This window comes from Xanthomonas sontii (genome assembly GCF_040529055.1).
Taxonomy (GTDB): Bacteria; Pseudomonadota; Gammaproteobacteria; order Xanthomonadales; family Xanthomonadaceae; genus Xanthomonas_A; species Xanthomonas_A sontii.
On record NZ_CP132342.1, the window covers coordinates 2508508 to 2527321 of the forward strand.

Consider the following 18814-nt stretch of genomic DNA (forward strand, 5'->3'; position numbering starts at 1 on the left):
TGCAGGAATTGACGCATTTTCGTCGATTCGACGAAAATCGGTGGTCATGAAGATCACCGCCTCCGACGACGCCCTGCTGTCGCTGCTGCGCGAGGACGCGCGCGCCTCCACCGCCCAGATCGCCCGTCGCCTGGGCGTGTCGCGGACCACCGTGCAGAGCCGGATCGAGCGCCTGGAGCGCGAGGGCGTGATCTGCGGCTATACCGTGCGCACCCGCGACGACTACGAACAGGGCCATATCCGCGCGCACATCCTGATCACCGTGCTGCCGAAGAAGATGACCTCGGTGGTCAAGGCACTGCGCGAGATCGATGCGGTGCGCGTGCTGCATTCGGTCAGCGGCTCCTTCGACCTGATCGCGCTCGGCGTGGTGCCGGGCGTCAACGACATGGACGAACTGACCGACCGCATCGGCGCGCTGGACGGAGTGGAGCGCACCACTTCGTCGATCATCCTGTCCACCAAGTTCGAGCGGTGAAGCGCCGGGATTCGGAATTGGAGTGGGTCTTCGCAACAGTGCGATCCCGCTTTGCTTCAACGAATCCCTAATCCCGAATGCCCAATCCCGGCGCCGCTACAATGGCCGGCCCATTCCCGATCTCCCCCGGCGCCTTGAAAAAGTCCGATTTCCACTACGACCTGCCTGAAGACCTGATCGCGCAGGAACCGCTGGCCGAGCGCTCGGCCAGCCGGCTGTTGCTGGTACCGCCGGCGCCGGCGGCTTTCGCCGATCGGCACGTGCGCGATCTGCCGGAACTGCTGCGTGCCGGCGACCTGCTCATCTTCAACGACACGCGGGTGATCCCGGCGCGGCTGTTCGGGCAGAAGAGCACCGGCGGGCGGGTCGAGATCCTGATCGAACGGCTGCTCGGCGGCCAGCGCGCGCGGGCGCAACTGGGCGTGAGCAAGTCGCCCAAGGCCGGAGCACGCATCGCCCTGGATGCCGGCGGCGAGGCCGAGGTGCTGGGCCGCGACGGCGAGTTCTACCAGTTGCAGTTCCATGTGGACGGCGCGTTGGAGCACTGGCTGCAGCAGGCCGGGCGGTTGCCGTTGCCGCCGTACATCCGCCGCGAGCCGGGCCTGGACGATCGCGAGCGCTACCAGACCGTGTTCGCACGCGAGGCCGGCGCGGTCGCCGCACCGACCGCCGGGCTGCATTTCGACGCGCCGCTGCTGCAGGCGCTGCAGCAGCGCGGGGTCGAGGTCGGGCACGTGACCCTGCATGTGGGCGCCGGCACCTTCCAGCCGGTGCGGGTGGAAGCGCTGGAGCAGCACCAGATGCATCGCGAGTGGCTCAACGTCGGCGCCAGCCTGGTCGAGCAGGTACGGCGCACGCGCGCGGCCGGCGGCCGCGTGATTGCGGTGGGGACCACGGTGGTGCGCGCGCTGGAGAGCGCCTCCAAGGACGGCGAACTGCATCCGTTCGCCGGCGAGACGCAGATCTTCATCCTGCCGGGCTACCGCATCCGCAGCGTCGACGCGATGGTGACCAACTTCCATCTGCCGGAAAGCACGCTGCTGATGATGGTCTCGGCCTTCGCCGGCCGCGAGCGCATCTTCGCCGCCTATCGCCACGCCATCGCCCAGCGCTACCGCTTCTTCAGCTACGGCGACGCGATGCTGCTGTGGAGCAGCGAGACGCCGGCAGACCGCGTGGGCTGACCCGCGTGAGGTCGTGCGGTCGTGGCGGCCGTCGATTGAACGCGTTGGCGAAGAAGATGGTGGCGTTGTTACGCCCAGTCGGTGAACGCATCGACGACGCGTGCGCCGCGCACCGATGAGCAGGCGTCGTCGCGCTGGCGGTGCATGACCTCGCGCCTCACCTCTGGCCTGCCGCTGCACAAAATGCAAGCCACCGCGAAGCGTCGCGAAACCAGCCTGCACCCGTGTGATTGCACGAGGCGGCGCCCGTACCCTCATCCGCTCCTTCGGGGCACCTTCTCCCGAGGGGAGAAGGGAGAGGCCAAAGCTCCTCTCCCTCCGGGAGAGGGATTGGGGTGAGGGTGAGGCAGCGCGCAGCGACAGCCCATCAACCCCGCATCGCGCAGACACGGTATCGCGCCCGTATCAACGACCATGCAGCAGCAGGGGCCAGACGTTCTTGCCAATCCTCAAGAGCTTCACCACGGCCGCAGGCCCGTCATCCCGACCCCACAATCCCGACTACTTGATCGGCTCGTCCAGCATCAGTTCGCGCACGAACCGCACCGGCGGGGCGCCGTAGGACAGCACCTGGTCGTGGTAGGCCTTGAGGTTGAATTTGTCGCCGAGCTTGTCCTGCATCGCCTTGCGCAGGTCCAGGTGCTCCTGCACGCCGACGAAGTAGGTCGGCAGCTGCGCCGAAGTCAGCTGCGCGCGCACCCACTTGCCCTCGGCTTCGCTCTGCTGCTGGAAGGTGTCGTGGACCATCAGGTGCAGCGCCTGTTCCTTGCTCCAGCCGTCCACGTGCACGCCCTGGTCGAGCAGTGCGTTGGCGATGCTGCGCAGGTAGAACTTCAGCTGCACCAGGTGGAACAGCGGATCGTTGTCCAGGTAGCCCTGCTCCTGCATCATCCGCTCGGTGTACACCGCCCAGCCTTCGGCGAACACGCCCGAGCGCAGCACGCCGCGCAGGGTGGAGGGAAACTTGGCCGAGTGCCAGCCTTCCACGTAATGCCCGGGCACGCCCTCGTGGATGCTCAGCAGGTGGATCATGCGGCTGTTGTACTCGCGCAGGAACGAGTCGGCCTGTTGCGCGTTCCAGTCGTCGGGGATCGGCGACACCGCGTAGAAGGTCTTCAGGTTCTTGTCCAGCGGACCGGGCGAATCGCAGTACGCCACCGCCACGCCGCGCTGGAATTCGGGCATCAGGATGATGTCCACCGGCGCATCGGGCAGGGTCACCAGATCCTTCTTGCGCACGAAGTCGGTGGCATCGGCCAGCGAGGCCTTGGCGGCCTCGACCACCTTGTCGCGCGCCGGATGCTGCGCATAGGCCAGCTCCAGCGCCGCCTCGATCGCCTTCTGCTGCTGTTCGTCGCTGGGCGCATCGACCAGGGCCGGTGCGCCGGGTTTGTCCTTGAGCACGGTGCGGGCGATGCCGTACATGTCCTGGCGCACGCGCGAGAGCTCGGCCTCGGCGCGCTGCTTGATGTCGGCGCGCGACAGCGAGGAGTTGAGCGCGAACTTCAGCTTCTGGTCGTACTTCTCCGCGCCGAGGCGGAAGTCGCCCTTGGCGTTGGGCACCAGGGTCTGGTCCAGCCAGGTCTGCTGTTCGGCCACGGCCTTCTTCAGGCCCTCGATCGCCGCTTGCAGGCGCTGCGCGTCGGCCTGCGGCAGTTCCTGGATGTGCGGGACGATGAAGCTGTCGACGATGCTGAGGATGCCGCGGTTCTGCTTGGCCACGGTCTTGGCGCTGATCTCCGACACGCGGGCCGGGTCGAGGTTGGCGCGCGCCTGCGCGAACAGCGCCGGGATCTTCTCCATGCGCGCGGTGGCGGACTTCAGCCGCTCCGGCAGCGGCGCGAACTCGCGCGCCATCAGCCCGTAGATCGCGCCGCCGGCCAGGCCGTTGTAGACCTGCGGGTCGGTCGCCCAGCCTTGTGCCACCTCGCTGTTCCAGATGTCCGACTGCAACTGGTTGCGCAGGATCGCCGCGTCCACCTGGTTCTCGCGCGAGAGCTTGGTGGTGTCGAGCTTGTCCAGCTCGGCCAGCAACTGCTTGCTCGCGTCCAGGCTCTTCTGCCGGCCGGCGGCGCTGAGGTCGTCCAGTTCGCTGTCGTAGCGATGGTCGCCGGTCTGGGTGGCGCCGACCGGGGACAGCTGCATCCAGGTGTCGACGGCGCGCTTGGACAGTGCGGCGAAGCTGGCGTCGGCGGCCGCGTCGGGCGCGGCCGCGGCCTGGCCGGAGGCGTTGCTGGCGGCAGGCGCGTCGGCGGGTTTCTGGCAGCCGGCAAGGGCGGCGAGCAGGGCGGCGGCGAGCAGGTGCTTGCGCATCGGGGTTCCTGGAGTGGGTCGATCCGCCAGGGTAGCGCCGCTGTGGCTGCCGGCGCCCATGCCATTGGATTACCCTGGACGCCTTCGCCATTCAGGAGCACCGCAATGCAGGACAAGGGACGTCGCCATCGTGGCCATGTCGCACGCGACACCGCGTTCGATCCGGAGGGTGTCGCAGCGGCGGCTGGCATGCTCGATGTCGTCGCGCCTGCGCGTCGGCGCTGGTGTCGCTGGGGCGCTTCCCTGGCGCTGGCGGTGTCGATCGCTGCCTGCAGCCGCGGCGGCGAGAGCGCGGCGCTGCCGGCCGCTCATCTCTATTCCGCCGATGCCGCCAGTAGCGCGGCGAGTGCCGCCGAGGCCGCAGCGCAGGCGGCAGAGGCAGCCGTCGCAGCGCCGCCGCCGAGTCCCGGCGCTTTCGCCATGCCGTCCCTGGCCTATGAGCACGAGGTCGATGTGGCATTGCCGGTGGCACAGATTCCCGCGCGCCTCAAGCAACTCCAGGAAAGCTGCCTGAAATCCAGTTTCGGCGCATGCACGGTGTTGCAGGTCGAGCAGCGCGGCGGCGAGCAGCCGCGCGGTGAGCTCAGCGTGCGGATCGCGCCGGCCGGGGTCGAGCCGTTGATCGCGCAGGCGGGCCAGGACGGCCAGATCGAAAGCCGCACCACCCATGCCGAGGATCTGGCGCAGGCGGTGCAGGACAACGACGCGCAGCGCCAGCGCCTGCAGGCCGAGCAGCGGCGCCTGCAGGAGTTCCAGCAGCGTCGCGATCTCAGCGTGGCCGACATGATCGCGCTGTCGGAGAAACTGGCCGCCGTGGAGACGCAATTGCTCGCCACCAGCCAGGAAGCCGCACAGCAGCGCCGGCGCCTGGATACGCAGCGGGTGACGTTGACGTTCTCGGCGCCGACCGCCGAGCGGAGTCGCAGCGACATCGGCGAGGCGCTGCACGACAGCGGCGAAATCTTCGCCGGATCGATCGCCTGGGCGATTCGCGCGGTGGTGGGGTTGGCCCCGTTCGTGCTGCTCGGCTATGCGCTGTGGCGGCTGATCGCCTGGCGACGACGTCGGCGTCGTTCGGCCTAGGAGACAGGCGCTGTTCCCGTCCGATGAAATCGGGCGGGAGCGGATGGAGGTGAGTGTGCGTGGTGTTGCCACGCGTTGCCGACGGAACGGTGGCACGTCATCCAGCGGCCGTGAATGATGAGGGGGGCGGGTCGCGGCTGAAGCGGCTGCTACCGTTCTTCTCGTCTGACCCTCAAGCTTGAGCAACAGCAAAACGACTTCTGCCGGGGCTCGCGATACATTGGCTGCGAGCACTGTGGGAGGGACTTCAGTCCCGACGCCTTGAAGTCGGGTACCTGAGGCACGGCTGGTCCCTCTGGAAATCCAGGATGCTTGCCATGGGCACGCCAGGACGCTGCGCCCTGCGGCGCAGCGTCCCGGATGCAGGCCCTCAGCCTTCGTCCTGTTCGAACTCCACGACCACGTCCAGTTCGAACGCCAGGGCTTCCACGGCCTCGCGCACCTTCTGGGCGGTGGCGGCGTTGCCGGCCTCCACTTCCACTTCGTGGGTGCCGGGTCCCTGGTCGTCGGGCAGGCCGGCGGAACTAGAATCGTCGTCGTCCATGTGCGGCATCAGGTCGTCGATTTCCTCGACGTGCTCGATGCCCTCCAGGCTCGACAGCAGGTTGATGATGGCGCGGGCGTCCTCCTCGCTGCCGGTGATGCGGATGCGGAGCTGGGGCATGGGCCTTCCTCTTGGGGGGAAGGCGCAGGCTAGGCAGGCGTCGGCTAAGGCGGGGTGATGACGCGCTCAATGCATCGGCGCGACCGCATCCGGCCCGGCATGTTCGGCCACTGGCAGCAGCAGCGCCTCGGCGGCCGCGCGCAGCAGCGTCGGAGCGATGTAGCGGCGGTGCGCGGCGGCGATCAGCGCCATGTACAGGTGCCCGAAGCGGTTGCGGCAGGCCACCCGCGTTTCCAGGCTCAGTTCGGCGCTGCCGTCGTCGCGCAGCGTCACCCCGACGCAACTGCGGAACACCAGGTGGCGATCGTCGGCGCCGAGCAGCACCTGCACGCGCCGCGCTTGTGCTGATGATGCCTGCGCCAGCACGGGGAAGCGCCCAGCGAACAGCTGATCGCGCTGCGGCGACAGCAGCGAGGACACCGGGCAGCCCAGCGGCGAGGTGCGCAACCGCAGCGGCGCCACCAGCAGGTTGCGCAGGCGCATCAGCCAGGTCACGCCACGCGGCGGGTGCTGCAGGAAACCGTCCAGCAACGCCGTCATCAGCGCATGCGCTCCCAGTGGCCGCAGCGCCTGCGCCGGCACCGTCAGCCGCACGCTGTCCTGGTGATGGTGCGCGGGCAGCTGCGGTTCGAGCAGCGAGCCGGGCAGCAACTGCGGCGTCACCCGCGCCCGCGACAGGCGCGGCGCCAGTGCCGCGAAGCCGGCCGGATGCCGCCAGGCACCCAGCCGCTGCCGCAGGCGCCCGCTGAGGGCGCGCAGGCCGGCACACCAAGCCAGGCGCCGGCTGCCCGGCGAGGCCGCCAGCGACAATCGCACGGTCGGTACGGCCAGCCCCTGCGCCTGCGGCGACGCCAGCAGGGTCGCGACCGGCGCCGGCAGCAATTCGGTGAGCGTGGCGATATCGGCAGTGCCGGCCAAAACCTGCGCGCGTACGTCCTCGGCCAGCGCGCCGCCGGCTTCGTCGCTGTGGCAGGACAGGGCGAAGAACGCCGGGTGCCCCGACTGCGTGCGCAGTGGCGCGAACTGGTGCCAGGTGCCGCCGCCAAAGCGCACACTGAACAGGCAGTCGGCGGGCAATTCGACATGCCGCAGCGCGGCGAGGAAATGCCGCGGATCCTGCGCCAGTTGCGCCGGCGAGGCGGTGCTGAAGCGCAGCAGCGCGCCGCCGCTGCCGGTGATCGCGGTGAACATGCGATGCCCGGCATGGCAATGGAACGGATGGCCGCCGCTACCGACCGCGAACGAGTACAGCGCGGTGGACTCGCCGTTGCCGAAATCGGTGCCGGCCAGGCGCGCCGAGGGTTCGTCCAGCGCATCGCGGAACTGCGGATGCGCGCGCTGGCGCAGGCAGGCCTGGGCGATCAGCGGATCGCCGGCGCCGACGCCGAGCTGGGCGATCAGGACGACCTCCACCGGCAGGCCGCCGCTGTAGGAGGGCAGGCGCACCGAGGGGAATCCGGTTTGTGCGGCGGCGTGTTCGCTGAGCGGTGCGGCGGTCATCGGCGGACTCCTGTTGCCGTGGCGGAAGGGTCAGGCGGTGCGCTTGGCCTGCCTGCGCGACTCGCGCTTGAGCGGGCCGGCGCTGGGGCAGATCTCGAAGGCGAAACCGCTGAGGGTGTTGACCAGGTTGTCAGGGGTGAGCCGGTAGACCACGAACTGGCCGCGACGCTCGCTCGCCACCAGCCCGGCCGCTTCCAGCACCGACAGGTGCCGCGAGATCGCCGGCGCGCTCATCGCGAAGCGCTGCCCGATCTCGCCGGCCGTGAGTTCCTGTGCCGACAGGTAGGCCAGGATCTCGCGGCGCGGGCGCGAGGCGAGGGCTTCGAAGATGCGGTCGATGGACATTGGGGATTAGCTAATTAACGAATTAGTTAATTAATGACGTGGTGTGTGTCGCTTGTCAATGTGGCGCCCCGTGGTTGAGCCGATTCGCGTGGTTTCCCGCAGGAGCGGCTTCAGCCGCGACACAGGCCGACCGGTAACGCCGCTGTCGCGGCTGAAGCCGCTCCTTGTATCTGGACATGTCGCCCCTAAACAGGCGTCATGTCTTCCGACTGATCATCGGAGGAGGTGTGGGAGGTCCAGTCGCTCCTAAAGCTTCGAGCTTGCATCGTAGATCGGCTCCGCCCTCCACATGCTGGCCCTTGTGTGTCCGAACGGTATCCAGAGTCCGCCCCCAGGCGTGAACTCGCATCGACAAGGCAGGACTGGGCCCAGCGCCGATCATGACCCTGACACGATGGAGGAATCGCCTATGTCTCCCGTCATCGGCATCGACGTCGCCAAACGCAGTTTCGATGTGGCCATCGAGCTGACCAACGGCAAGCACCGTACCAAGGCCAAGTTGTCCAACGATGCCAAGGGCTTCCAGGCCCTGCAGGCATGGCTGCAGACGCATGCCCAGCCCGATAGCTGGATCGCCATGGAGGCCACCGGCACCTACCACCAGGCGCTGGCCGAGTTCCTCCACGCACGCGGCTATCGGGTGTGCGTGCTCAACCCCGCGCAGACGGCCGCCTACGCACGCAGCCAACTCAGCCGGGTCAAGACCGATCGCAGCGATGCCAAGCTGATCGCCAGTTATGCCCTGCGTCACCGCGAGCAGTTACGCCGTTGGTCCCCTGATCCGCCGGCGCTCAAGCAGCTCAAAGCGCTGGTACGCCGGCGCCAGGATCTGCAACAGATGCTGCAGATGGAGCGCAACCGGCTGGACGTCGCTCCGGCCCAGGTGAAGGACTCGATCCAGGTCCATCTGGCCGATCTGCAACACCACATCGCCCAGATCGAGCAGGCCATCGATGACCATATCGACCAGGATCCGACCTTGCGTGGGCAGCGCGAGCTGCTGGTGAGCATCCAGGGGATTGCCGATACCAGCGCGGCCTTGATGCTGGCCGAGCTTGGCGATGTGAGGCGCTTCGCCGATGCCTCGGCGGTGACCGCCTTCGCCGGCCTCAATCCGTGCCTGCAGGAGTCGGGCGAGCGCAAAGGCCACGTCTGCATCTCGCGCACCGGCTCGCCCCGCTTGCGCGCGGGCCTGTTCATGCCGGCCCTGGTGGCCATGACCCACAACCCGATCATCCGGGCGCTGAAACAGCGGCTGAGCGAACGTGGCAAAACCGGCAAGCAGATCGTGTGCGCCGCCATGCGCAAGCTCCTGCACCTGGCCTACGGGGTTCTCAAATCGGGCACGGCGTTCGATCCGAAAAGGGGCCTTGCCTGCTAGGGGGGAAGACGGTATCTACGACGCGATCGATACCGCGGGTTCCTGCATGTGTGCCCTGCGCTTACGCCAGCGCTAACCCGCCTTCGGCGGCAACCCGAGCAGTTCCGCCGGCAGCGCCGGCATCGGCGTGCGCTCGTCCAGCGCCTCGCGCTTGAGCCAGTCGACGAAGTGGCTGGCGGCCGGGCTGAGCAGGCGGTGGGTCGGATGCACGATGTAGTAGGAATAGCGCGCGGTCAGCGCCGGGCCGGGCAGACGCACCAGTTCGTAACGCTGCAGGTAGGGCTGGGCGATGTGCTTGCGTGCCAGCACCGCGCCCACGCCGTACACCGCCGCGCGCATCGCATCGGTGCTGTCGTTGAAGGTGTGCATCGGCGGCAGCGCCACGCCGCGCACGCCGGCGGCGCGGAACCAGTCGCGCCAGCCCTGCGGCGACATGTCGGTGAGCAGCGGCAGTTGCGCGATCTGCTCGGGCCGGCGCAGCGTCGCCAGTTGCGGCAGAGCCGGCGAGGCCACCGGGAACAGTTCGTCGTCCATCAGGTGGTGCGAGGTCAGGCCCGGCCAGGCGCCCTGGCCGTAGCGGATGCCAAGATCCGGGCCGCCCTCCTCGAAGCGCGAGAACGCCGCATCGGTCTGGATATCCAGCCGCACGTGCGGATACGCCTGGCAGAAGCGCGGCAGGCGTGGCAGCAGCCAGCAGTACGAGAGCGAGCGCAGCGTGGTGAGGCGCAGCGGCGCGGTGTCGGCCTGCGGATGCAGGTTGCCGGCGACCGCGGCGATGTCGGCCAGCGCCGCGCTGGCGGCATCGGCCAGTTGCCGGCCCTCGGCGGTCAGCTTGACCCCGCGCGCGTGGCGCTGGAACAGCGTGGCGCCGAGCAGGGCTTCCAGGCGCCGCACATGGTGGCTGACCGCGCTGGCGGTGAGATGCAGTTCCTCCGCGGCATGGGCGAAGTTCTGGTGGCGCGCGGCGGCGGCGAACACGCCGAGTGCGGGCAGCAGGGACGGGCGCAGTTGCATGAGCAGGCACGCGGCAGATTTGTGACTCGCGACGATACTACGCGCTTGTCGGCCCCGTGGCGCAGGGCGATGCTGGCAGCCGAACACGACATGCGCGGCGGGCAGCGGTGATGCGGAGTCGGCGCGGATGCGCCGCCCGGCGTCCTCAGCCGGCAGCGGATGCGTGGCGTCGCACGACCGTTGCGGCGCGTGTCCGATCGACCGCGAGCCTCTTCCATGCCCACCTCCGATCCTTCCCTGCAGCCGGCCATCGCCTCCGCGGCTGCTGCCTCCGCATCCGACGGCGCGCCCGCCCGCGACTGGCGCACGCCGCTGGAACTGGGTTTCCTCGGCGTCGTCTGGGGCTGCTCGTTCCTGTTCATGCGCGTGGCCGCGCCGCAGTTCGGCGCGTATGCGCTGGTGGAACTGCGCCTGGCACTGGGCGCGGCGGTGCTGCTGCCGTTCCTGTGGCTGGCGCGGGCGCGCTTCCCGCTGCGACGCTGGCCGACCCTGGCGGCGATCGGTCTGCTCAACTCGGCGCTGCCGTTCCTGCTGTTTGCCTGGGGCGCGCAACACGCGCCGGCGGCGATCGGCGCGATCTGCAACGCGATGACGGTGCTGTTCACCGCGTTGATCGCCTTCCTGTTCTTTGGCGAGAAGATCGGCACGCGCCGCGCGCTGGCGCTGTTGATCGGCTTCGCCGGCATCGTGGTGCTCGCCACCGGCAAGTCGGCCGGCATCAGCGTGGGCCCCGCTGCGCTGGCCGGCACCACTGCCTCCCTGCTGTACGGCATCGGCTACAGCCTGGTGAAGCAGCACATGAGCGATCTGCCGCCGGCCGCGGCGGCGGCGTCGACGCTGGGGTGCAGCGCGTTGCTGCTGGCGCCGCTGGCCTGGACGCACTGGCCGGCCGCACCGGTGCCGGCGGTGGCCTGGGCCTGCGCCGGCGGCCTGGGCGTGCTCTGCACCGGCCTGGCGTTCCTGTTGTACTACCGGCTGATCCAGCGCATCGGCCCGGCGCGCGCGTCGACGGTGACCTATCTGGTGCCGGTGTTCGGCGCGCTGCTGGCCTGGGCGATCCTCGGCGAGCCGCTGACCTGGACCATGTTGCTGGCCGGCATGCTGATCCTGGGCAGCGTCGCCTTCAGCCAGCGCGCGCGGTAGGACGCGGCGGTCTACCGCGCTTGGACTGCGCCGCGAGGCGTTGGCCCGGTAAGGAATTAGTCATCTGAAAAACGACCAGGTTGCTCTGAAAATTTTTGGTGAACCACGTAGGTTTTCCAGAAATGTCTAACACATGGGTTAAGCCGCGCCGTGAAGCGGAGTTGGCTTGGAAGAATTGTCAGGGCACAGGCCCATCGTATGCGCCACCCTCTGCCTTGCCGTTTGCTAGATCTACGCGGAATGAGTGCCATGAGCCGTCAAAGTGAAATGCCTCCCCTGTGGCTTGAGTGGATGTAACCCTGATTTTCTGGAAGCCGTCCCATGCCAAGCGGCAGGTGCTCCATTAAAACCGGATGGACCGAGACGCGAGAAGGACAGGCCACTGGATAGGAGCAATGCTCCGCTCTCCGGAATTGGAAAGCATGCCTCGATGTAGTCGCCGACTCCGGAAGTGAACTTCTGGGTTGCTGGATCAATCAAGTAGCACTCCCCGCCAGCAATGACCACGACCTCTCGGCCATTCGGATGCATGGCAACAAAGTTGAAGCTGCCAATGCCTCGTTGGAAATTGCCTACCCACTCTTCGGGCGTGCCAGCTAGGAACTGGACAACCACTCCTTCCCGGTAAGCCGGCGAGCGGCTGTTACTGATGAGCTTAGGTAGCTCCCCATATGGTGGGAGTCCAGGAAGTACTTCAAACGCTGTCACGCTGTTCCCCTTATCTCTAACGACGTGATTTGTCTGTCCAGCGCGCCTCGACGATCTCGACAGTTGACAAGATTCTCTGCGTAAAAGCTCAAGCCTGCGTTTCGCAGCGTTCTATTGCAGTATCGAGCCGTCACTTCGGCGGCGTACGCACCGGCAGCGGCACGTTGCACAGGTCGATGTGGCCGGCCGGACGCTTGTAGAAGGCGTCGCGGCGGTTGCGTCGCGCCTCGACGACCTCGCGGAAGGTGCGCGTATCGGTGCGCAGCAATTGCAGCGGGGTGCGCTCGTTCTCCGGCACGTCGCTGGCCAGGCGGATGGCGCGGATCGGGGTGCGTTGTTCGGGTTTTTCGTAGAAGCCCATCGGGTCCGGCCCGCGCGGGATCACGCTGAGCAGTTCCATGCCCTTGACCACGCGGCCGACCACGGTGATGTTGCGGTCCAGTTGCCGCGGCGATTGCCCGGTGACCACGTACAGTTCGGCGCCGATGCTGCTGTCCTCGTCGTTGTTGCGGCCGGCGCCGAGCGTGCCGTAGCAGTGCGCTAGCCAGGCGGTGCCGGCCTTGGGATCCCGCGCCACCGGAAAGCCGTCGACGAAGCCCACCTGCGGCGCCCAGCCGTCGCGGTCGGGCAGGGGCTGGAACGCCAGGCCCGCGGCCGGGCGCTGGAATTCGGCGGGCAGGTGGGTCTTGGCACTGCCCAGCGACCTGGCCTTGCCCGGCTCCTCGCCGTCGGGGTCGCCGAACTGCACCACGAAATTGTCCTGCGCGCGGTAGATGCTCAGGCCGTCCCAGAAGTGCTCGTGGGCCAGGGTGCGGATGTTGCCGACGTGCTGCGGCGCGAACGCCGGCGCCAGTTCGATGATCACCCGGCCGGTGTCCAGTTCCAGGTACAGCGTGTTCGCCGGATCCAGCGTGCGCCAGTCGCTGGGCTTGGATGCGTCCAGGATCTGTTGCGGGCTGCGGTAGGGCACGGCCGGCGGCGGTGCCCCGGCCGACGCGGCGAAGGTGGACAGCGACAACGCGAGGGCGAGCAGGGAAGTGCGCAGCGGCATGAGGGCGGCCCGGTCGGTGAGCGCCCGATTCTCACCGAAGCGGCGGCCGCTGCCAATGTGCCGGCGGCATGGCGCGACCGCCGTGCCGCCGACAGCGCTGTCTACGACAGCGCGCGCTTCTGCGGTTCCTGTGTGTCCTGCACCGGCGCCTGGTTCGGCAGCGGCGGCAGCGCGGCCAGTTGCCTGGCGCTTTCCGCCGCCGGGATGGTGGCCGCCTGCGCGGCGTCCACGTAGGCCACCCGCTTGTCGCCGGCGCTGGGGTCGCCCTGCACCGCGAACACGCGGCCGTTGTCGTTGCGCAGCACGTGATCGACCTGGGTCAGGCCGTCGCGCCTGGCTGCCAGCAGCAAGTTGCTGGCGACGTTGGCATCGTACGGGGTGAGCTTGCGCTCGATCGCCTGCTGCATCGCCTGTTGCCGCGGGTCGGCGGCGGCAGCGGCGTGCGGCTCCGGCCCGCTGCCGGTGGCGCGTGTCGGCGCCGTCGGCGACTTCTGCTCTGGCGTTTCGGCCTTGGCGTCGATGCGTTGCAGATCGCCGCCCGGCGTGCCGCCGGCGCTGTCGGCCACGCGGAACAGGCGCTCGCTCAGGCCGTACTGGGAATTGCCAAGGTTGCGCGCCAGGCCGATCGCGAAGTCCTGCGGACTTTGCTTGGCGTACTGCGCCGCCTCGTGCGCGGTCATCGGGCTGGCCTGCGCCGCGCGCTGGTACTGCTGACGCAGCGCATCCATCTGCCGCTCGGAGAAGTGCAGGGTGAGGTCCTGGCCGGCCTTCGCCGGACCCTCGGCACCGGCCTTGCCGGCGAGCACCGAGTTGAGCAGTTGCGCCTGGTTCTCGTCGACCTTGTCGAACTTGAACTGGTAGCTGCGTTCGTCCACGCGCTCGTTGTTCGCGGCGTCGAACTGGCGGGTCATGGTCATCGGCACGTTGCCGCCGTACTGCACCTTGCCGACCAGACTGTAGCTGCCGTCGGCATAGGTGGTGCGCACGTTCTCCCCGGTGTTGCGCTGGCCGCCCAGCTCGGCCTTGAACGGGCCTACCGCGAGTTGGGCACGGGTTTCCGAACTCATCGTGAGGCTTTCGACCTTCTGTACGTCGCTGACGCCGGGTACGTTGGCGGCGAGCTTGCCGCTGGCCAGGAAGTCGCGATAGGCGGCTTGCGCCTGCGGCTCGCGCAGGTCGAAGGTGGCGGTGCGCATGGTCGCCTGGCCGAGCGCGTCCTGGCGGCCGAGCATGGCCTGGGCGATGTCGGTCTTGAATCCGGCCGCCTCCAGCCGCTCCAGCGCCTGGGTCGGGCCGACCGCCACGCGCACGCTGTGCTCGTCCACGCGCTGCACGGCGTAGCTCATGCCGGCCGCATCGGTGCGCTCGCTGGAGGTGGCCAAGCCGCGAAACGTCGCCTCCATCGAGGTCTTGGCGAAGGCCTGGCCGTCGAGCTTGACGCTGCCGTCCACCGGGATGGTCTGCGGGTCGAACGGATTCACCTGGGCAGCGGCTTCGGCCTTGGCCTCGCCGGGCAGGCGCACCTCGTAGCGCCCGCGCTCGCCGACCGCCTGGGTCAGGCTGCCGTCGACGGCCAGGCGCCCGGCCTTGAATGCGCCCTCGATGCGATGGCCCTGGGTGAACTCCATCTCCACGTTGAACACGGTCTTGCCGTCTTCCTGTTTGCTGCCGGCGCCGACCTTGCCGGTCTGCACCAAGGCGTACTCCACTGGGCCACGCCTGGCTTCGGTGACCGTACGGCTGTACTCGAGCGAGCCTGCGCCAGCGTTCGGATCCCGCTTGATCGGGCCAGCGGAGTATTGGTTGCCGGAACTGGCGAAGCTCGGGTCGGTGGCCTGGCCGGGTTGCTGTTCGGTGGGGGACGGGCTCATGCGATACCTCCTGGAATGCATGTGGAACGGAACCGTCACGAGTGTAGGGCGCGCGACGTTGTCGAAACGTTTGCCGCGGCAATCGCGGCGCCTGGGCGGCGTGCATGACCAATGGCACGATCACTATGTTGAACTCGTTACTAGTATCTAGCTCAACCTAGCGAGGGCGTCATGGTCGAGCCGGATGCACAGCTGAAGAAATTCCAGAAGGAGCTGAGCGCCGGCACCGTGTCGCTGGCCCTGCTGGCGGTCTTGGCCGCGGCCGAGGCGCCGCTGTACGGCTACCTGATCGCCAAGCGCCTGGAGCAGGTGGGCGAGGGCGTGCTCAGCGGCAAGCAGAGCGCGCTGTACCCGGTACTGCGCAACCTTGAGGCGGCGGGGCTGCTGTCCAGCCATGTCGAGCCGTCGGTGGCGGGGCCGCCACGGCGTTACTACCGCATCACCGCGGCGGGTCTTTCCACGCTGCGGCAATGGGCCGCGGCGTGGCGCGCCACCCGCGATTCCGTCGATTCCGTGCTGAAGGGGATTTCAGAATGAGCAGCGCACACACCGCACCGCGGCCCTTGCCGACCACCATTCCCGACTACCTGGCGCAACTGCGCGCGGCGCTGGCCGGCGCCGACCCCGCGCTGATCCAGGACGCGCTGTACGACGCGGAGGAATACCTGCGCTCGGAGCTGGCCGAGCAGCCGGGCAAGAGCGAGGCCGAGGTCATCGCCGGCGTCGCCGGCAGCTACGGCGCGCCGGACGAGGTGGCCGAGATCTACCGCGATACCGAGGTCACGGTGAGCCGCGCGCTGAAGCCGCCGGCGCCGCCCAGGCGCAAATCGTTGCCCGGCCGCTTCTTCGGCGTGGTCGCCGACCCGCGCGCCTACGGCAGCCTGTTCTACATGCTGCTGTCGCTGGTTACCGGCATCTTCTACTTCACCTGGCTGGTGACCGGCGTCAGCGTGTCGGCGGGCTTGCTGATCCTGATCATCGGTGTGCCGCTGCTGGTGCTGTTCTTCGGGTCGGTGCGGCTGCTGTCGCTGGTGGAGGGCCGCGTGGTGGAAGTCCTGCTGGGCGAGCGCATGCCACGCCGGCCGCTGTACAGCGCCCCCGAACAGCCGTGGCTGCAGCGCATCGGGCAGATGTTCACCGATGCGCGCACCTGGACCACGATGCTGTATTTCCTGCTGATGCTGCCGCTGGGGATCGTCTACTTCACGGTATTCGCGGCCTTGCTGAGTACGTCGCTGCTGATGCTGCTGGCGCCTGCCGCGCTGTTTGCCCCAGATGTCGCGGATCTGACCGTTCATGTCGGTCCGCTGCACTGGATCGGCAGCGAGGCGTGGCTGCCGTTGCTGCTGGCCAGCGTGCTGGGCGCGGCGCTGTTCTTCGTCACCCTGCACCTGTCGCGCGGCTTCGGCAAGGCGCATGGCCTGCTGGCCAAGCACCTGCTGGTGCGCAGCGAGGCGCCCTGATGTCCTGATGCACGATCGCCCGCGGCGTGATCGCCGCGGGCAAGATGCCGCTCAGCCCGCCTTGCGGCTGCCGCGGCGCTTGAGCGGGGTGACGTTGCCGGCCGCCGGCGCGCGGCTGGCGCCGGCGTTGGCGGCGATGAAGCTGCGCACCTGCGGATACACGATGTCGCGCCAGCGACGGCCGCTGAAGATGCCGTAATGGCCGGCGCCTTGCACTTCCAGGTGCTGGCGGCGCGCCGCGGGAATGCCGGTGCACAGGTCCTGCGCGGCGGCGGTCTGGCCCAGGCCGGAGATGTCGTCCAGTTCGCCTTCGATGCTGAGCAGCGCGGTGTCGCGGATCGCCGCCGGGTCGACGCGTTCGCCGTCGATCACCCATTCGCCGCGCGGCAGCAGGAATTCCTGGAACACCACGCGGATGGTGTCCAGGTAGTAGGTGGCCGGCATGTCCAGCACCGCGTTGTACTCGTCGTAGAAACGGCGGTGCGCCTCGGCGTCCTGCAGGTCGCCCTTGACCAGGTTGGCGTAGAAATCCCAGTGCGACATGAAGTGCCGGCTCGGGTTCATCGCCAGGAAGCCGATGTGCTGCAGGAAGCCCGGGTAGACGGCGCGGCCGTGGCCGGGGTAGGCCGGCGGCACGGTATGGATGACGTTGTGCTCGAACCAGGACAGCGGATTGCGCGTGGCCAGGTTGTTGACCTCGGTGGGGCTGCGGCGCGCGTCGATCGGCCCGCCCATCATCACCAGCGAGCGCGGCGTGGTCTCGCCGCGTCCGGCCATCAGCGACACCGCGGCCAGCACCGGCACGGTCGGCTGGCACACGCTCATCACGTGCAGCGATTCGGCGCCGATGTGGCGGATGAAGTCCTGCACGTAGCGCACGTAGTCGTCCAGGCCGAAGTCGCCTTCGGACTGCGGCACCATGCGCGCGTCGATCCAGTCGGTGACGTAGACCTTGTGGTCGCGCAGCAGGGTGCGCACGGTGTCGCGCAGCAGCGTGGCGTGGTGGCCGGACAGCGGCGCCACCACCAGCACGGCCGGCTGCTTCTTGAGTCCGTCCACGACCTTGGCGTCGTCGCTGAAGCGCTTGAAGCGCAGCAGGCGGCAGAACGGCTTGCGCAGCACTTCCTGCTCGACGATCGGCAGGGCGTGGCCGTCGACTTCGACATGGTCCAGCGCCCAGGCCGGCTTCTCGTAGTCCTTGCCCAGGCGGTGCATCAACTCGTTGCTCGCGGCCAGGCGCTCGGCGCCGGGCAGCGTCGACCACATGCTGTTGGGGTCGGAGAAGATCTTGGCGTTGGCTTCGGCCTGGTGCACCCAGGGGGCGAGCAGGTTACGGGTCAGTTCGTGCCACTGGTAGAGCATGCCGGTGTTTCCATCCTGAGCGTATGCTGCCGTGCAGCATAACGCATCCGCGCGGTTTGCACCTTAATGGGGCACCAGACCAATCGTCTCCAGTGCCGCCGCATCCCCCGCCAGCGCTGGCGCCAGCCAGCAATGACTGCCGACCGGGCGCAGCCCGAGCGCACCGAACTGGCGCCGGTACCAGCGCGCCGCGCGGGGCTGGAAGCCGGCGTGGTCGCCGTCGAAGTCGTCTTCGGCGGCGAAGGTCTCCAGGAACGCCAAGCCGCCGCACAGCTCCACCAGGCCGGGCAGGCCCTGGCGCAGTTCGCGGCTGGGCACGTAGTGCAGCACGTCCGAACACACCAGCAGGTCCACCGGCACGCACGGCCGCAGCCAGGCGAAATCGCCGAAGCGCGCCGGGTGCAGGTTGCGGTGGCGGCCGTAGCGGGCGACCGCGTAGTCGCTGCTGTCGAAGCCGAGGTAGTGCAGTTTCGGCCGCAGCTTCAGCAGCGGCGCGCGCCAGGCGCCTTCCCCGCAGCCGATGTCGAGCACGCTGCGGATCGGCCGTTCCAGGTAGTACTCGGCCTGGGCCACGGCGAGCGCGACCTTGCGCGCCAGGCGCGCGGCATCGCCGATGCCGTCGCGGCGATACCAGCGTTGGAAGTAGTCGGCGTCGTACTGTTTGTCCATGCGGGCGTGTGATCCGTGCGGGCGCCGGACGAATCGGCGAAAATGGCCGCACATCCTACGCCAGCGACACGGAGCCAGCGCATGCAACTCTACCTGTGGATCAAGTCCCTGCATCTGCTGTTCGTGATCGCATGGATGGCGGCGGTGTTCTACCTGCCGCGTATCCTGGTCAACGTCGCCGAGAGCGCGGGCCAGCCGCAGGTGCAGGAGCGCCTGGCGCTGATGGGCCGGCGCCTGTACCGCTTCGGCCACATGATGTTCGGCTTGGCCCTGCTGCTGGGGCTGACCCTGTGGCTGGGCTACAAGGTGCTGCCGGACTTCCCGACCATGGTCGCGCCTGGCCACAGCGGCTGGCTGCACGCCAAGCTCGGCCTGGTGGCGCTGATGCTGGCCTATTACATCTTCACCGGCCGCTGGCTCAAGCGCGTCGGCCAGGCCGGCGCGCTGCCGTCCTCGCGCGCGCTGCGCTTGTTCAACGAGGTGCCGGTGCTGGCGCTGCTGGTGGTGATCTGGCTGGTGCTGGCCAAGCCGTTTTGAGCGGGGATTGGGGATTGGGGATTGGGGATTTGGGATTCGAAAGTCCCC

The 18814-nt window shown here is 68.5% G+C and carries 17 protein-coding genes; 8 read left to right on the forward strand and 9 right to left on the reverse strand.

Going from position 1 to position 18814, the window contains the following annotated elements; all coding sequences use genetic code 11:
- Positions 1–46 precede the first annotated feature (46 nt).
- Together RAB70_RS10520 and queA are read left to right on the forward strand one after the other, a co-directional pair.
- Positions 47–478 carry an Lrp/AsnC family transcriptional regulator gene (locus RAB70_RS10520; RefSeq protein WP_017909210.1) on the forward strand — a complete coding sequence of 144 codons (432 nt, stop codon included), beginning with the start codon at positions 47–49 and terminating at the stop codon, positions 476–478.
- Positions 479–579: 101 nt separating this feature from the next.
- Entirely contained in the window at positions 580–1662 is a 1083-nt protein-coding gene (gene queA / locus RAB70_RS10525; RefSeq protein ID WP_225851676.1) for a tRNA preQ1(34) S-adenosylmethionine ribosyltransferase-isomerase QueA, read from the forward strand.
- 501 nt (positions 1663–2163) lie between these two features.
- Here the strand turns inward: queA and RAB70_RS10530 are convergent.
- Positions 2164–3975 carry a DUF885 domain-containing protein gene (locus RAB70_RS10530; RefSeq protein WP_148829376.1) on the reverse strand — a complete coding sequence of 604 codons (1812 nt, stop codon included), beginning with the start codon at positions 3973–3975 and terminating at the stop codon, positions 2164–2166.
- A gap of 255 nt (positions 3976–4230) precedes the next feature.
- Here RAB70_RS10530 and RAB70_RS10535 point away from each other — a divergent pair, with 255 nt between their 5' ends.
- Positions 4231–5058, forward strand: a complete 828-nt coding sequence (locus tag RAB70_RS10535; protein WP_148829383.1) for a DUF4349 domain-containing protein — start codon at positions 4231–4233, stop codon at positions 5056–5058.
- A 370-nt stretch (positions 5059–5428) separates the two neighbouring features.
- Here the strand turns inward: RAB70_RS10535 and RAB70_RS10540 are convergent, their stop codons facing one another.
- The 3 genes from RAB70_RS10540 to RAB70_RS10550 all read right to left on the reverse strand — a co-directional run bounded on the left by RAB70_RS10540 (position 5429) and on the right by RAB70_RS10550 (position 7567).
- Complete coding sequence (locus tag RAB70_RS10540; protein WP_148829377.1) at positions 5429–5722, reverse strand: hypothetical protein; 294 nt, start codon at positions 5720–5722, stop codon at positions 5429–5431.
- 66 nt (positions 5723–5788) lie between these two features.
- Positions 5789–7222, reverse strand: coding sequence for a DUF2867 domain-containing protein (locus RAB70_RS10545; RefSeq protein WP_148829378.1), 1434 nt, complete (start codon positions 7220–7222; stop codon positions 5789–5791).
- A gap of 30 nt (positions 7223–7252) precedes the next feature.
- Positions 7253–7567, reverse strand: coding sequence for a metalloregulator ArsR/SmtB family transcription factor (locus RAB70_RS10550; RefSeq protein WP_148829379.1), 315 nt, complete (start codon positions 7565–7567; stop codon positions 7253–7255).
- A 409-nt stretch (positions 7568–7976) separates the two neighbouring features.
- Between RAB70_RS10550 and RAB70_RS10555 the strand changes: the two genes are divergently transcribed.
- Positions 7977–8948 carry an IS110 family transposase gene (locus RAB70_RS10555; RefSeq protein ID WP_148829575.1) on the forward strand — a complete coding sequence of 324 codons (972 nt, stop codon included), beginning with the start codon at positions 7977–7979 and terminating at the stop codon, positions 8946–8948.
- A 72-nt stretch (positions 8949–9020) separates the two neighbouring features.
- On the opposite strand, the gene RAB70_RS10560 is transcribed toward RAB70_RS10555, so the two are convergent.
- Positions 9021–9962 (reverse strand): LysR substrate-binding domain-containing protein, encoded by a 942-nt coding sequence (locus RAB70_RS10560; protein ID WP_017908809.1) that lies wholly within the window; start codon positions 9960–9962, stop codon positions 9021–9023.
- Positions 9963–10178: 216 nt separating this feature from the next.
- Between RAB70_RS10560 and RAB70_RS10565 the strand changes: the two genes are divergently transcribed.
- Positions 10179–11105, forward strand: a complete 927-nt coding sequence (locus RAB70_RS10565) for a DMT family transporter (protein ID WP_017912027.1) — start codon at positions 10179–10181, stop codon at positions 11103–11105.
- Positions 11106–11943: 838 nt separating this feature from the next.
- On the opposite strand, the gene RAB70_RS10570 is transcribed toward RAB70_RS10565, so the two are convergent.
- Both RAB70_RS10570 and RAB70_RS10575 read right to left on the reverse strand, forming a co-directional pair.
- A complete protein-coding gene (locus RAB70_RS10570; protein WP_148829574.1) occupies positions 11944–12864 on the reverse strand; it encodes a peptidylprolyl isomerase in 921 nt (306 codons plus the stop codon).
- 101 nt (positions 12865–12965) lie between these two features.
- The gene (locus tag RAB70_RS10575; protein ID WP_148829573.1) at positions 12966–14735 is read right to left on the reverse strand and encodes an XVIPCD domain-containing protein; all 1770 of its coding nucleotides are present in this window, start codon (positions 14733–14735) and stop codon (positions 12966–12968) included.
- A 171-nt stretch (positions 14736–14906) separates the two neighbouring features.
- On the opposite strand from RAB70_RS10575, the gene RAB70_RS10580 reads away from it, so the two are divergent.
- Both RAB70_RS10580 and RAB70_RS10585 read left to right on the forward strand, forming a co-directional pair.
- Entirely contained in the window at positions 14907–15272 is a 366-nt protein-coding gene (locus RAB70_RS10580; RefSeq protein ID WP_017908804.1) for a PadR family transcriptional regulator, read from the forward strand.
- Positions 15269–16198, forward strand: a complete 930-nt coding sequence (locus RAB70_RS10585; RefSeq protein WP_148829572.1) for a sensor domain-containing protein — start codon at positions 15269–15271, stop codon at positions 16196–16198. The genes RAB70_RS10580 and RAB70_RS10585 overlap by 4 nt, the downstream gene beginning before the upstream one ends.
- A gap of 51 nt (positions 16199–16249) precedes the next feature.
- On the opposite strand, the gene RAB70_RS10590 is transcribed toward RAB70_RS10585, so the two are convergent.
- Both RAB70_RS10590 and RAB70_RS10595 read right to left on the reverse strand, forming a co-directional pair.
- Positions 16250–17560, reverse strand: coding sequence for a polyhydroxyalkanoate depolymerase (locus RAB70_RS10590; RefSeq protein ID WP_148829571.1), 1311 nt, complete (start codon positions 17558–17560; stop codon positions 16250–16252).
- A 63-nt stretch (positions 17561–17623) separates the two neighbouring features.
- The gene (locus RAB70_RS10595) at positions 17624–18229 is read right to left on the reverse strand and encodes a class I SAM-dependent methyltransferase (RefSeq protein ID WP_148829570.1); all 606 of its coding nucleotides are present in this window, start codon (positions 18227–18229) and stop codon (positions 17624–17626) included.
- An 81-nt stretch (positions 18230–18310) separates the two neighbouring features.
- On the opposite strand from RAB70_RS10595, the gene RAB70_RS10600 reads away from it, so the two are divergent.
- Positions 18311–18766 (forward strand): CopD family protein, encoded by a 456-nt coding sequence (locus RAB70_RS10600; RefSeq protein WP_017908800.1) that lies wholly within the window; start codon positions 18311–18313, stop codon positions 18764–18766.
- Positions 18767–18814 lie beyond the last annotated feature (48 nt).

Bases quoted from the DNA above. Each gene is read 5' to 3' on its own strand.
- RAB70_RS10565 (WP_017912027.1), top strand. From the start codon at position 10,179: ATGCCCACCTCCGATCCTTCCCTGCAGCCGGCCATCGCCTCCGCGGCT.
- RAB70_RS10585 (WP_148829572.1), top strand. From the start codon at position 15,269: ATGAGCAGCGCACACACCGCACCGCGGCCCTTGCCGACCACCATTCCC.
- RAB70_RS10595 (WP_148829570.1), bottom strand. From the start codon at position 18,229: ATGGACAAACAGTACGACGCCGACTACTTCCAACGCTGGTATCGCCGC.
- RAB70_RS10600 (WP_017908800.1), top strand. From the start codon at position 18,311: ATGCAACTCTACCTGTGGATCAAGTCCCTGCATCTGCTGTTCGTGATC.
- RAB70_RS10520 (WP_017909210.1), top strand. From the start codon at position 47: ATGAAGATCACCGCCTCCGACGACGCCCTGCTGTCGCTGCTGCGCGAG.
- RAB70_RS10555 (WP_148829575.1), top strand. From the start codon at position 7,977: ATGTCTCCCGTCATCGGCATCGACGTCGCCAAACGCAGTTTCGATGTG.
- RAB70_RS10550 (WP_148829379.1), bottom strand. From the start codon at position 7,567: ATGTCCATCGACCGCATCTTCGAAGCCCTCGCCTCGCGCCCGCGCCGC.
- RAB70_RS10545 (WP_148829378.1), bottom strand. From the start codon at position 7,222: ATGACCGCCGCACCGCTCAGCGAACACGCCGCCGCACAAACCGGATTC.
- queA (WP_225851676.1), top strand. From the start codon at position 580: ATGGCCGGCCCATTCCCGATCTCCCCCGGCGCCTTGAAAAAGTCCGAT.
- RAB70_RS10580 (WP_017908804.1), top strand. From the start codon at position 14,907: ATGGTCGAGCCGGATGCACAGCTGAAGAAATTCCAGAAGGAGCTGAGC.
- RAB70_RS10540 (WP_148829377.1), bottom strand. From the start codon at position 5,722: ATGCCCCAGCTCCGCATCCGCATCACCGGCAGCGAGGAGGACGCCCGC.
- RAB70_RS10560 (WP_017908809.1), bottom strand. From the start codon at position 9,962: ATGCAACTGCGCCCGTCCCTGCTGCCCGCACTCGGCGTGTTCGCCGCC.
- RAB70_RS10575 (WP_148829573.1), bottom strand. From the start codon at position 14,735: ATGAGCCCGTCCCCCACCGAACAGCAACCCGGCCAGGCCACCGACCCG.
- RAB70_RS10530 (WP_148829376.1), bottom strand. From the start codon at position 3,975: ATGCGCAAGCACCTGCTCGCCGCCGCCCTGCTCGCCGCCCTTGCCGGC.
- RAB70_RS10570 (WP_148829574.1), bottom strand. From the start codon at position 12,864: ATGCCGCTGCGCACTTCCCTGCTCGCCCTCGCGTTGTCGCTGTCCACC.
- RAB70_RS10590 (WP_148829571.1), bottom strand. From the start codon at position 17,560: ATGCTCTACCAGTGGCACGAACTGACCCGTAACCTGCTCGCCCCCTGG.